The organism is Bacteroides sp. L008 (assembly GCF_040812255.1).
Taxonomy (GTDB): Bacteria; Bacteroidota; Bacteroidia; order Bacteroidales; family Bacteroidaceae; genus Bacteroides; species Bacteroides vicugnae.
In genome coordinates this window covers 3,285,124-3,300,381 of sequence record NZ_JBFNXO010000001.1, presented here as the reverse complement: position 1 = coordinate 3,300,381, position 15,258 = coordinate 3,285,124, and the positions used below count along the sequence as shown (strand labels likewise).

The following is a 15,258-nucleotide window of genomic DNA, read 5'->3' as shown; positions in this document are numbered from 1 at the left end:
AAAACGTGACTCTGTTCTGAAACTTTAGAGAATCAATGTATTATAGTCTCTCTAAAAATCTTTATATTTGCAGACCGTTTGGAAACGATAGTGAATAATAAACAATACAATAACTTAAAAAACAACCAAAATCAGATGAAGCAGGATATGATTGTTATCCTTGACTTGGGTAGTCATGAGAATACGGTATTGGCTCGCGCCATCCGTGCATTAGGAGTTTATAGTGAGATTTATCCTCACGATATCACAGTGGAAGAACTGAAAGCATTGCCCAATGTAAAGGGTATTATTATCAATGGTGGACCGAATAATGTAATTGATGGCGTTGCCATTGATGTAAATCCGGCTATCTATACTTTGGGGATTCCCGTCATGGCTGCAGGTCACGATAAAGCAACTTGCGAAGTGAAGTTGGCAGAATTTACAGATGATATTGAGGCTATAAAGGCAGCAGTGAAATCATTTGTTTTCGATGCTTGCAAAGCTGAAGCTAACTGGAACATGAAGAATTTTGTTAATGACCAGATCGAGTTGATTAGGCGTCAAGTAGGTGATAAGAAAGTTTTGCTGGCTTTGTCGGGCGGAGTTGACAGTTCTGTGGTAGCAGCTTTACTTCTGAAGGCAATTGGTAACAATCTGGTTTGCGTACATGTTAATCATGGTTTGATGCGTAAGGGAGAGTCTGAAGATGTGGTTGAGGTATTCAGCAACCAGTTGAAAGCAAATCTTATTTATGTAGATGTAACCGATCGTTTCCTGAATAAACTGGCAGGTGTGGAAGATCCGGAACAGAAACGTAAAATTATTGGTGGTGAGTTTATTCGTGTGTTCGAAGAAGAAGCACGTAAGCTGAATGGTATTGACTTCTTGGGTCAAGGTACTATTTATCCGGATATTGTGGAAAGTGGAACGAAAACAGCTAAAATGGTGAAGTCTCATCATAACGTAGGTGGTCTGCCTGAAGACCTTAAGTTCGAGCTTGTGGAGCCATTGCGCCAATTATTTAAAGATGAAGTTCGTGCTTGTGGCTTGGAGTTGGGATTGCCTTATGAGATGGTTTACCGTCAACCTTTCCCTGGTCCAGGTTTGGGCGTACGTTGTTTAGGTGCTATTACGCGTGACCGTTTGGAGGCTGTACGTGAGTCCGATGCTATTTTGCGTGAAGAGTTTCAGATTGCCGGATTGGATAAAAAGGTATGGCAATACTTTACGGTAGTACCCGATTTTAAATCTGTTGGTGTACGTGATAATGCCCGTTCTTTTGATTGGCCGGTGATTATTCGCGCTGTCAACACGGTAGATGCTATGACGGCTACTATCGAACCGATAGAATGGCCTATCCTGATGAAGATAACAGACCGTATCCTGAAAGAAGTGAAGAATGTAAATCGCGTTTGTTATGATATGTCACCGAAACCTAACGCGACTATAGAATGGGAATAGAGAGATTTTTTAAATGATATTTCGATAGCCTCAATTTATAGTAAGTTGAGGCTATTTTTATTGTTTAACATTGGCTTCTGACAGAAATGTAATTGAGCTTTTGTTGAACTATGTTATATTGGATTTGATTTCGGAACAACTTGGAAATTGTTTTATGTTATTTGAAGCTTATGCGCACCATTTAGTATCTTGTTTGGGCAGTTGAACGAATGGGAAAAACTGTAGATGAATATGTTTTGGAAAATCCTAAGTTTCAGCAATGGTTAGATGTAACGAAGCTTCCCACTTTTAAAAATATAGAATAGTTTACTCGTAAATTTTATGCACCACTGGGATATATGTTAAAAAAATCAAGAAACTTTTCCCATACCTTTTTGGGTAAAAAAGAAAACAGAGCCCATAACATCAATGTTTACGATATTATAATCGAGATGAAGGAACGTCAAGAGTGGCTTTCTGAATATCTTCGTAGAATGGATTTTGGACAGATTGACTTTGTCGTCATCTTTAGTATCTTTTCAATTATATAATATTTGGAAAAATGAACCGAAAATAAAAAGAGATAATAATCAGGGCGGTAATTTTTATCCTTCTGCGATCAAAAAAAGTAGTTGCACTTTTCTAAGTCATGTAAATAATGCGTTAAATAGGAATATGTTGCTTCACATGGATGCTTATCGTCTGACGGGTTTGAAAGGCGATACATTTCACAAAATCTTGAATTCCCCTTTTTTTATCCAAGATTATGAAATATATAATAGATTCAAACAGCTTTATAACTCCTCACCGTACCTTTTGTCCAACAGATGTAGGGATAAGTTGTTGGAATTTAATCCTAAAAACAATATTTATATACAGATATTTATGAATAACCAGTCAAATCTCCCGAAGTCCATGCAGTCTATCCTATCTAGTGTTGTTGGATAATATGAAGCATCTCAAAAGATTATTCAAAATTTGATGTGATTACCTTACACATAAATAGAAATAATTTCTTTATTTTGCAATAATTAAAGGTGCATTCATAATAGCAGAATGGATATAGAAAAAGAGAAAACATTCAAAATGTTATTTGAGAAACATTATCAGCAATTATATCAGCATGCTCTCAGTTTTATGAAAGATGAAGAGACTGCGAAAGATATAGTAAATGACGTATTTCTATTTTTTTGGGAAAACTTCGATCGTTTTTCCAACTCAACATTATAATCTATGTCTTCTGATGCAAAGTCAGCTATACAGGTTTCAAATGAGGAAGAAAGAACAATCATAGCACGTTGTTATCTGCCTAATATTGCAAAACGGACTATGGGAGATAACTCATATAGAGTAAGTATTCGACCACTTATTAAATTTGATTTTAAAGAAGAACGTATTCGAATGACATATACCTTACAGAACTATGAGGTATTGAAGATAAATGACGATAGTGGATATGTCATAATGTTTGGTGGTGGTTTTGGTGTAACAGGTAATGGCGTTACTAAAGATACCCAAATATGGGCACTTTCTGATTGCTTTCCATTTACAGAAAACAGACAACATCCTAAAGTAACCTCATCACGAGCTTTTGTTTATTCACTATCATGTTATAAAATCCTTGTAGACAAAATTGATACAGTTCTAAAGAAGCCATTGCAAACAAGTAATGATGATTGGTAATTATCCTATAAATGTAACTTTGACATTTTGAATTAAATATCTCTTTGGTATGGTGGTAACTAACATGGTTATCGCTATTTGAAGAAATTCATTTGCTGTTTTTTATAGAATAGCAATGTCGTACAATTGTATTATTAATCTTTTCAATTAAAATTTGAAAGTAAAATAGTATCTTTGTAGAGATAAAATTTGTTGAACCATGTTACATTGAATTTGACGCTAGCGCAAACCATAGCGCAAACCGGAGCTAAAAAAGAAAAAGGCATCCAAGAGTGTCTATTTTTTTTAGAAAAAAACAATGCATTGTTTTACAGTAACTTATAAACTTTTGTTCCTGTTTTGTATCGCTTTTGTTCCTGCTTTTTTATTCTTTTGTTTTTATTTATATACATTATTTCGAGTATGTTTGCAGATATAAATAAAATCATATTATCTAACTAATAATACGCAATGAAAAAGAAAAAATGGATATGTTTATTATTGACTGTATTGCTGGGTATAGGCACTCTCTTTCCCAAACAAAAACAGGAATTACCAATTGAGAAGGTAAAAAAGGTTGGTGACAAACTAATTCGAGAAACTCCTTTTGCCTATAAATTAAAACCTGCCTCCAAAAACCAAACTTTTAGTAAATTGACTTTTGTGGATTTTGGACGTACTTTCGGTTTGGGGCAAAAGGCGGTGGCTTACGCTTATACACAACTCTCATTTCCACGTGACACAACGATTTCTGTAGAAACAGATCATAACGACGCTTGCAAAATTTGGTGCAACGGAAAACTTGTTTATAAATATAAAGGAAAACGAGACATTCGGATAGATCGGGGAGAAAGAAGTATGAAACTAACTTCCTCATTCCAACTTCCACTAAAAAAAGGTAATAACGATATATTGATAAAGTCAGCAACCATCGGCAAGGAATGGTGTGTGTTCCTTCAACCACCCAGCGACAATGACGCAGTACTGCTTACGGCTCGGAGTTATCCCCAAATTGGACTCACTAATTTAAAAAATGTGGATCAGCAACTATCCGAACTTACTAATTGGCTTGTTGTCGGCCCATTCAAGGGTGATATTGATATCGCATACGAACCCGAACATGAATTTAAGTTTGGTCGTATGTACCAAGGGCTTAAAGGAGCGGTTACCTGGACAATTCCCAAAGTAGAAATACTAGGCGACATGATAGACCCTAAGCCATGGGGAACTACTTACCAGTGGAATTATCACAATAGCGGTGTAGCTTGGGCCATGCAATTACTTGGCGAACAGACCAAAGAATCTAAATATACAAAGTGGGCAATTGATTATTGCGACTTCCAAATGGAAGGAATACCTTTTGTAGACTATCAAGTCAATACGTTACGTGGCTATAATTCAGCCAATGCATTGGTGATAAACTCCACATTGCTCGATTTCACATTAGCCCCTTCATTACCTATCCTATATCGTTTGCGTATGGAGAAGGAGTTTAAGAACCGAGAGGTTTACCAAGCTTACATAGATAAAATGATCAATTATGCCCGTTTCGGGCAAATTAGAAGCGAAGGTATGAGCAATTATACCCGAGACACTCCAGAAAAATATACTGTATGGGTGGACGATATGTTTATGGGAATTCCCTTTTTGATACAAGCCGGAGCATACAGTGACTCTCCGGAATTACAGAAAGTCTTTTTTGACGATGCAGCTAATCAAATTCTGGACTTCACGAAACACGTGTGGGATAAAGACTCCAAACTATATATGCACGCCAATTATACTTCTCGTCCAGATGTGAAACTTCCTCATTGGTCACGTGCTAATGGATGGGCTATTTGGGCCATGTCGGATGTGTTGATGATGTTACCCAAGAGTCATCCTAAATATAAAGCCATCCTCCAGCAGTATCGGGAATTTGTTAATTCTTTGATCAAATATCAAAATAAAGAAGGTTTCTGGCACAATGTTATCGAACGAAATGACTCTCCCGAAGAAGTTTCGGGTACGGCCATCTTTACGATGGCTATAGCCCGTGGGGTTAGATACGGATGGATTGATAAAAAGAAATTTACTCCAATCGCATTAAAAGGATGGAACGCCGTGGCCTCTGAAATTGAAGATGATGGAACGGTGCATAAAATCTGTATAGGAACTATGTGTACTGAAGATATTAATTATTACATGAATCGCCCGTTTTACGATGATGACACACACGGTGTATTCGCTGTTATTTTTGCAGGTTTAGAGGTGCAGCGGATGATGGAGCAAGGCGTTAACTTATTAAATCAATAATATGAAAAAGAAAGTACTTACATTCATAGTTGGAACTTTTGCTGCTATATCAACCTTAACTGCACAAATGAAAGCTCCTGAGGACTGGATAGATTATGAAGAAGTCATGGGTGTAAAAAATGGATTAAGGTCTTATGACTTTAATGTGAACTTGATAGAATCATCGGCACCGGCTAATGTATTTTGGCCTGGAGACGATATCCGGCTGAAATTCCAATTAGTTAACAATACATCAATGCAGATAGATGTAGATGCTAAAGTACACGTATTCCGATATGGAACGAAAGGTATTCCAAATGATATTTGGCTGCCCAAAATTGTCAAATATGACTACGAAAAGATCATCCCGACACACCTATCGATTGCACCTAATGGTTATATCAACACATCTATAATAGTGGATGATATTAAGGACTTCGGAGGGTATGCTGTTGTGTTTGATCTTGGAAATCATGGCCGTATGCTAGGAACAAGCTTTGCTTACAGCATGAAACCTTCGTCAGTAAAGATGCAATATCCCAAACAGTCCTTAGATTATTTAGGTGTAGATTTCTTAAATCGAGTGGGTGTGCAATCCATTCGTTATGGCATTCCTTTCGTTTCAACGACTAATCCTGATTATCAAATATTTAAACAAGATTTAACACAACTGATGAAGGATTTCGCAGACAGTAATATCACAGTCATGTTGATGTTTGGCGAAGGACGTGTTGCCCAATCAACGCCGTTAGGTATTGCCCGCCCACATTTGGACGAAAATGCAGTATTTCTTCGCACGAAACAAGACTTGGTATGGCTTCCAGAATTGGATGAGGACTTTAAGGAATATGTGAAAGAACTATGCCTTGATTTCGGCTGGCCCAAAGGACCGGTAACAGCTGTCTGTTTATGGAATGAACCTTGGGAAGGAACTTCCATATCCGGTTGGCAGGCTGATATGATAAGGTACAAAGAGATATATACGAAAATGGCTGAAGCGGTGATTGAAGCCCGTGAAGAAGGCATTGATGTCCTTGTAGGAGGAGGCGATTCCAATTCAAATGCTTTAGATAAATTTTTTGCAGATGGCACTATGGATATGTTACCTATATTTGATTTCTTGTCCATACACTATCAAGGTATGGAATCACCAGTGTTATATCCTGAATGGAATAATCGTAAGCACTATAAAGGACGTGTGAAGATATGGGATACAGAAAGCTGGGTTGGGAATACGGATGACCGCATAGGACTTGTCATTGCAGTAAACCGCTCTGCCGGATACGATAGGTCAATGGGAATATTTGGTGGATATATGTATTCGGGCGATCCGAATCGATCAGTACGTAACATAGAAATCCGTACAGAGAAAGGAAAAGAAAAAGTGCTCAAATTGCACAATACATGGTCAACTGCAGCTGCTATGGGCGCAGCACAAAGCATGATTGGGGAACGGGAGTTCAATAAGCTACTTTTCAAGAATGGCCTTCCATGGGTAATGATTTTCGATGGGTATGAAAATAATAAAGACGATGGAACCATTGTCATCGCAGGAGATTTGGGCGAAGCGTTCGGTACAGAAAATATTCTATTCCGAGAAGTACGCAGTTTGAGTGAAGCGAAAAAAGAAATGGAATTATGTGATAAGTTAAAACTACTGCCTATTGGCTGTGCTGAACGTGAAAAAATAGAAGAAGAGCTGAATGCATATGATCCTATTGACGGGAAAATGATACTGAAAGCAGATCCTTCCTTCCTACTCTATGACTTTTATGGAAACGTGATTACCCCTAAAAAGGGCATCTACGAAGTTCCTTTAAATTATCAAGGATATTATATGCGCGTAAACAAAAAGGGCACATTCGACAAACTTATTTCCGCTATTAACAAAGCGGAAATCTTGGGGTATGAACCACTTGAAATCATAGCTAAAGACTTTACGTCGCCCATTGCCAGCAAACCGGAAATGGAACTTCAACTGACCAATATCCTCAATCGTCCGGTGAAAGGTGTATTATCTGTTTCTATTGGTAATCTGGATATATCTTACCCGCAGAATGTATCGTTTAAGCCCAATGAGACAAAAACTATCAGAGCGAAAGTGACAAACGGAACTGCCACTGTGGACAATAACTATCCGCTTGAAGTTCGTTTCAATGCTGGAAAAGATGGATTCGCCGTGCATTGGGAAAATATGCATGTCAATTACATTGCAAAGAAAAAAGTAGAAGTGGATGGTAATTTGGACGAATGGAAAGATGCTATTCCGCAAGTCATCAAAGGTTCTTCCAAAGGCAGTATCTCTCTGACGGAAGCTGCATGGCATCCTTATGAACAGTTTGACAACAATGCAGAAGGATTGGCATATACCTATCAAGCCTATGATGACGATTACTTCTACTTTGCAGCTAAGGTAGCAGATAAATCCCCAAACAAAGGAACACTTAGATTTGAAACCCGCAATGATGACGATTTCTTCTATCCAGACACAGCTTATATGCAAACAATAAATGCCATGCATGCCGTACTAGTAAATAAATCCGTATCAGAATCAGATCAAGGAGCTTTGCAATTACCTACAGCCAAAGGGCGAGTCCTCAGCTATTATGAGAATACAAATACAACGAAAGCCATAGGTGTAGATTTAGATTTGCCTTCAGACAAATATACCCGTACGTCCTTTTACTTTCCTAATATAAACCAACGAAATGTTACCGTAACCGTATATGACAGAAACGATGGAAAAGAAATCTTTCAGACAGTTGTGGATAAAGTTTGGAATGGAGCCTACCTGACATTAGATTTAGCAGGAAGGATAAGAGTGCGTTGCTCTACTTCTACTTGGGATTCATGGAGAAACACAGTTAAATTGGCCGGACTATTTTTTGACTTGTCGGATAATGTACCCAATACTAAAAATGGGAGAGCATCCGCCCATTTAGTAACAAAAGATTTTAACATATTGGGAAACTGGATTGACCAATACGGTAAAATCGGTTATTATTTGGCAGGAGCGGAATCTCAATTGCCCAATGACATCAAATGTGAAGTCGTTTCCGCAGATGATCTTGTACCTCTAGTATGGCCTAAAGGCATCAGACGATTCTCATATCGCAAAACAGGTGTGCTTCCAGACGGAGTAACAGGAAAAAGAACAGACAATATATTGATTGCTTTCAACGTGATTCCTATAGGACAAGACGGAATGAAAGCCGAAACCAAAGGTACCATGCCCCGTTATATCGGATACAAATGCACAGATTACGAATATGCCTTAAATACAGTTGCTCCTAAATACGGCGGCGGATTTGAAATTTGGAGAATGCTTGTTCCAGGTATGCCACGCAAACATTTCTATCCTCGCCAACCCAAATCACCTTATGACGGGGCCGTGAAAGACGGAAAACTAGTGACTATACGCAAAGGCAACACGCTGTATTACGAATGTGCCATTCCTTGGTCGGAAATATCGGAAGTGAAAAAAGCCATTGAAAAAGGAGATAAAATAAAATTCTCGGCTCGCATCAATGACGATGGTGCCAGCGCAGCCTGTATGGAAATAGCACGTGGACGAAGCGTCTCGAAAAAGAACTCTAAGGCATTCCATCCAGACTGGAAAGAACATTGGGCCAACGAAGTTGAATTTGGTGTAGAAAAATGAAAAAAGACAATTCTTATTCAAAATATATTAACCATGAATTAACAAACTTAGTGTATTAACTTTAAAAAAATCAACAATGAAAACATGTATCAGAAGTACTATCGTACTAATGTTTTGGCTGTTCGTCGTAGGAATACTACAGGCGGGTGCACAAAAAGTGACAGTAAAAGGTACTGTCGTTTCCGCGCAGGATGAACTCCTGGCAGGAGTTTCTGTAGTTGAAACAGGCACAACGAACGGAACAATAACAGACATGAACGGGAATTTTACCATCTCGTTAAGTAAAATACCTTCCGAACTGACTTTCAGTTATCTTGGCTTTATCACTCAGAAGGTAAATGTAATCCAATCAAACAAAGGACTAGAGATCGTTTTGAGGGAAGACGTGGAACAGTTGGAAGAAGTGGTCGTAGTAGGGTATGGAACGCAAAAGAAAGCCTCATTGACAGGCTCGGTTGTTGCAATCGACAACACACAACTTATGACTACCAAAGGAACTAACATACAAAATATGTTGACCGGTAAGCTTCCAGGATTACGCGTAGTGCAAAACACTTCTGAACCCGGACAATTTACCAATATGTTTGATATTCGTGGACTGGGTAGTCCCTTGTTCGTAATAGACGGTGTTCCTCGTGATGAATTCGCACGTTTAGATCCAAATGACATCGAGAGTATCTCTATCTTAAAAGACGCCTCAGCCGCCATCTATGGCGTCAGAGCTGCTAACGGTGTAGTACTCATCACGACTAAAACCGGAGCCAAACAAAAAGCTTCTATAGAATACAACGGTTACTACGGTATTCAGACACCAGCAGAAATATTGAAACCTGTGAACGCATATAATTACGGGACATTGAGAAATGAACAAAGTATGCGTAACATTAATACTCCTTCCAAAAAATACAGCGACCAATGGTTTCAGGACTTGGCTAACGGACTTATGCCCGATACAGACTGGTATGATGCAATTATGAGAAACACGGCACCACAACAACAACACAATATTTCGGTAAAAGGCGGTACTGACAAGGTGAGCTACTACATCAATGGCGGCTATAACAGTCAGGAAAGTTTCTGGAAAACTAATTCTAACAATTATAAAAGATATAATTTGCGCACAAACCTTGATGCGGAAGTCATCAAAGGGTTGAAAGTAGCAGTAAAGTTAAATTTCATTATGGATGAAACAAAACGGCAGGCAACCGGCTCAGATGTTATCTTTAAAGATTTATGGAGTTCATTGCCTATTGAGCCTATATATGCGAACAATAAAGCGCCTTACTACAATCACCCCGCTAGCGCCAATGTCGCACATAATGTTGCAGCTTTGATTCATCCTGAAGTAAGCGGTGAAGTAAGCAATAAAAAAACCATGTTGCAATCGAATCTGGCACTAAATTACAAACTGCCGTTCATCAAGGGATTGTCTACCAATTTTATGTTCAGTTATGACAAAACTTTTAATGACAATTCAACCTTTACAAAAGGATATAATGAGTATACTTATAATGAGGCAAACGATACTTATAACACATATCCAATGAATGGCAAGACAAAATTAGACCGTTTTTACTCCACAAGTTTTGCCAGATTGTGGAACTGGTCGATAAATTATGAAAACACTTTTGTCGACCGCCATCATGTCAACGCAATGCTGCTGTGGGAGGAAAGTTATAGCCAAGGATATGATCTTAGTGGCAGCAGATATATGTCTATTCCGATTCCCTACTTATTTGCAGGTGATGCTGACGGACAAATTGCAACCGGTAGCGGATTGACGGAAAAAGCAAACAAGGCTTTAGTAGGTCGTATCAATTATGATTTCAAAGATAAATATTTATTTGAATTCACCTTCCGTTACGATGGTTCCTCCAAGTTTCCCAAAGGAAAACAATGGGGGTTCTTCCCAAGCGTCCAATTAGGTTATCGTATTTCTGAAGAAGCGTTTTTCAAAGAAAAAATTCCGTTTATCAATAACTTGAAAATTAGAGGATCATGGGGAAAACTCGGTGACGACGGCGCTTCACAGTTCCAATTCGTGGAAGGCTATGACTACCCGGTATCAGGCGCTGCTAATATGAAACCGGCAGGCGCTGTATTCGGAGGAACTTTTGTTAACGGCATCGGGTTCCGCAACGCTCCCAATTTGGACTTGACATGGTATACCTCAAAGATGAAAAATATCGGTTTAGATGCAGATTTGTGGAATGGACTTTTAGGAATTTCAGTCGATCTTTTCCAACGTGATCGTGACGGTTTGCTGGCCAATCCCATAACAGAAGCTCCTCAAACATTTGGCACCGGCTTCTCTCAGGCAAACTTGAATGGTGACCGTACCAAAGGATTTGAAATTGAATTAAGGCATTACAACCGTGTTAACAAAAACTTCAATTACCACATCACGGGATTCGTTTCACTGACACGCAGCATGGTTACAAAACGAAACCAAATGACATACAGCAATTCATGGGATAACTGGCGTAACAATCCACTAAACCGCTATCAAGACATTTGGTTTGCGTATGGAGAAAATGGTATCTACCATTCATGGGATCAAATATCCAATAGTATCTATGCTAATTCCGGAAGCCTCCCCGGTGACCCGATTTATGAAGATTGGAATGGGGATGGTGTTATTGACGGAGATGATATGCATCCGATCGCAACTACCACCAATGCCGGTTCATCATGGGATGGCAAAAGAAATTATCCGTTGATGAATTTCGCTCTGAGCTTTGGCGCACAATATAAATGGTTCGACCTAAACGTACAATTCCAAGGGGCAGCCATGTCGTACGTTTCATACGGCGAACAGTTAATTGCTCCGTTCAGGGAAGATACTAATGCACTTGAACTTTTGTTGGATCGTTGGCGTCCAGCTAATCCAGACATCGACCCCTATGATCCTTCTGCCCAGTGGATTTCCGGACGCTTTCCCTATGGTTTCGTCCGTGCAGATATGAACTCGAAGTTTAACATCCAAAACGGTGCTTACGTTCGTTTGAAAAACATAGAACTTGGATTTACTGTACCCAAAAATATCGTAACGAAAAAGTTGAATGTCTCTAATCTCCGACTCTTTGTAAATGCCTACAATTTGTTTACCATCACCAAGATTGTAGACCTAGATCCCGAGAAACCGACAGAGCATAATGGGTATATGTACCCATTAAACCGTGTGTTCAACTTTGGTGGAACATTAACTTTCTAATAATTATAGTACTAACAAAAAATAGAAATAAATGAAACGAATATTTATAGCAGTGACAACGGCGATGTTCTTATTATCGCATATGACATCCTGCGAAGATTTAAATATCACACCTACTACAATCATCACCGGTGAGGCTATATACAACGAAGAAGGCATCCGAGCTTATATGGCTGGAATATATTGCCAATTACCGATGGAGGATTTCAAGTACAGTACCCTAAACCGATATACTCCTAGCGAGTCATATGCTGGCTATTTCTCAAGAACAGGCCAAGCACCGCTTTGGGGATATACTGGTGAGATGGTTGGCCAAGATACCAACCTGAATTCAGATAATATGCTTGCGAAAGGTTATTGGGGAGAAGGATTCAAAATCATCCGTCAACTCAACACTCTAATCCATGACTTGCCTAACTATCCGGAATTAAGAGAACAATCAAAAGCATGGATAGCAGAAGCTAAATTCCTGAGGGCATATGTCTATTTCCAATTGGCAAAACGGTATGGTGGATTGCCTAAAATACTGGAACCGCAGTATCTGGATCCCAATGACGAATCGTCTGTCTGGGTAGCCCGTGAAAGTCATGCGGACACTTACAACTTCATTCTGAAAGACTTGGACGATGCTATTGCCGATCTACCTGTGACCAGCGAAACAGGTCGTGCAAACAGATACATAGCTGCCGGAATAAAAAGCCGTGCCGCACTATATGCAGCTACTACCGCCCGCTATGGTTCCCGGAAATTCCAAGACTGGGAAATTGATGGCGTATTGTTACAAGGAATTCCTTCAGAACTCGCCAACGGCTATTTCAAACAAGCTTGGGAAGCCACTAGAATTTTTGATGGTGGCCCTTACGAACTTCATCGGGGAAATGCCGACAAAACGAATAATTACGCTGAAATTTGGGAAAAAGCCGAAAGTAATAAAGAATCGATATGGCTTCGCCTATTTTCTTATGGCAATTTTGTTCATTCTGTAGATGCGATGTATGCCCCCAAACGCATGCAGACAACCGAATATGGCAGTCGTAGTAATCCTACACTCGATTGGGTGGAATTGTTTGAAGGAGTTCCTTTGAACAATGAAGGACATTTTAATGCTTTCGATGACGACGGCAATTACATAGTATACAACAATTGCCATGAATTATTTGACGGATTCGAACCTCGACTAAAAGCAAATTTGTTGATTCCCGGAAATATTTACTGGGAAACTAAGTATGATATCCGCGCCGGTATTATCGATAAGAAGTTCGACCCAGAAGTGGATAAGTTCAAAAAATTCACTATTGACGATGGTGCCAATGGAGAAAGATTCAATACCACTTGGAATAAGGGAAATTATAGCAATAGTCCGTTTATGCCGCAGGACAATCCTTCCATCGTATGGTGGACCACAGAAACTCCCACAGCTCAGACTAACCTCTATGTTGTGAACAATGATATAAAACTGTATAAGAAAGGATTAGACGGACCATCCTTGGGTAGTGAACAAGCCACCTCCAGTGGACTCCACATGCGTAAATGGTTGAACTTGAGTATGCCTAAGGAACAACTCAAACTTCATGAGAGTACCCAACCTTGGATAGAAATGCGATATGCGGAAATTATACTCAACCGTGCTGAAGCCGCCATTGAATTGGCACAGAGCGGAGAGACTACTTATCAAGGGATTAATATGTTACAAGATGCGCTTGAATGTATTAACGATGTGCGCGATCGTGCAGGAGCAACATTGCTTACATCAACCAGTGCACTCTCTACGGACGCAGCTTATACCAATTGGTCGAAACCAGGTCCCAAAGGGCAAGGAGGATTTGTAGAGGCTCCCAATCGCGCTTTGCAAATTCTTCGCATAGAGCGCTATAAAGAATTGGCTTTTGAAAGCAAAATTTACTGGGATTTACGCAGATGGTTTACATTCGATACCCAAATAAATAATTACCGTAGACGAGGATTATATCCGTTCATGTTTGCTAAGGGTGCCACGGTAGATAATGAACATGGCGGAATACCCGACGGCAAATATATTTATGACTCTAAGACATCAGAGCATCGCAATTCTTTCTTATCCTTCAATGTGAATGATTATTACGAAGGTATTCCAACGAATGAGTTAAAATCCAATCCTTTGTTGCAGAAAAACAGAAATCAATAATGATAAAGAAATAGAATATGAAAAAGTTATTAGCATACATAACGATTATTGTCGGCTGTTTTATGACGGCATCTTGCGAAATCGACAATTATGAAGCTCCCGACGTTACGATACAAGGTACTATTTATGACCACAATGGCCAACCGTTGCAAGTCGACCACGGAGTATCCTACATCCGCATGAGAGAGATTAGCTGGGGAGATGGAAATAACTACATAGGCAACCGTTCATTAAAAATACAACAGAACGGAACTTACCGTAACACTAAGCAGTTCGCAGGAGAATATCTCATGCTCCCTTACAATGGTAATTTCTATCCCTATTGGGATGCTGACGATCCCGTCAAAGACGGTGATGAAGCTGGTGAACTAGTAAAAATATCAGGTACGACCACTAAAGACTTTACTGTCATACCTTATCTGACGATTGAATGGGTGAAAAAGCCAACAGTCACTCCCGACAATTATCTGGAGTGTACAGTCCGCTTCAAACGGAATAGAAAGGAGGGATTCGGTATGCCAGATGTAAAGGAAGCCTATTTGTCGGTATCAAGAACCATCAACGCCTCGGCGTCTGACGGTAACCTATTCCCAACAGCCCGTGTATTAAACAATAACGAAGAAGGGCAAGACATCACCTTTCGGACATCGAGACCCTTGAAGTATAATGGAATTAATTACTGGGTGCGCGTGAGAATGAACTGCCAAACCGCAGCCGGAAATGCCACTACTAATTATCCGGGTATGGGACAATTCAACTGCTCGACCATAGAACAAATATTTGTACCGTAAATTTTATACATTAAGAGTGTTGCTTTGATTCCGCCTGTTTGGAATCAAAGCAACTTCTATCTTTTGAATT

At 39.4% G+C, this 15,258-nt stretch carries 7 protein-coding genes and 1 pseudogene; all 8 read left to right on the top strand.

Features of this window, described 5'->3' with window-relative positions:
• Window positions 1-135: 135 nt before the first annotated feature.
• On the top strand, window positions 136-1,443 hold the full coding sequence (guaA, locus tag AB3G73_RS13235) for a glutamine-hydrolyzing GMP synthase (protein ID WP_143260029.1): 1,308 nt from the start codon (window positions 136-138) through the stop codon (window positions 1,441-1,443).
• Between the two features lie 1,035 nt (window positions 1,444-2,478).
• Entirely contained in the window at window positions 2,479-2,652 is a 174-nt protein-coding gene (locus tag AB3G73_RS13230) for a sigma factor (RefSeq protein WP_195650013.1), read from the top strand.
• Window positions 2,653-3,105: pseudogene (locus AB3G73_RS13225) on the top strand (hypothetical protein); the annotation flags it as partial.
• Between the two features lie 450 nt (window positions 3,106-3,555).
• Window positions 3,556-5,379: a glycoside hydrolase family 105 protein gene (locus tag AB3G73_RS13220; protein ID WP_234133760.1), complete on the top strand. Its 1,824-nt coding sequence runs from the start codon at window positions 3,556-3,558 to the stop codon at window positions 5,377-5,379.
• A gap of 1 nt (window position 5,380) precedes the next feature.
• Window positions 5,381-9,019, top strand: a complete 3,639-nt coding sequence (locus AB3G73_RS13215; protein ID WP_195650011.1) for a hypothetical protein — start codon at window positions 5,381-5,383, stop codon at window positions 9,017-9,019.
• 76 nt (window positions 9,020-9,095) lie between these two features.
• Window positions 9,096-12,233: a TonB-dependent receptor gene (locus AB3G73_RS13210; RefSeq protein ID WP_195650010.1), complete on the top strand. Its 3,138-nt coding sequence runs from the start codon at window positions 9,096-9,098 to the stop codon at window positions 12,231-12,233.
• Between the two features lie 31 nt (window positions 12,234-12,264).
• On the top strand, window positions 12,265-14,397 hold the full coding sequence (locus AB3G73_RS13205) for a RagB/SusD family nutrient uptake outer membrane protein (RefSeq protein ID WP_229128658.1): 2,133 nt from the start codon (window positions 12,265-12,267) through the stop codon (window positions 14,395-14,397).
• Between the two features lie 17 nt (window positions 14,398-14,414).
• On the top strand, window positions 14,415-15,188 hold the full coding sequence (locus tag AB3G73_RS13200) for a DUF3823 domain-containing protein (protein WP_234133762.1): 774 nt from the start codon (window positions 14,415-14,417) through the stop codon (window positions 15,186-15,188).
• Window positions 15,189-15,258 lie beyond the last annotated feature (70 nt).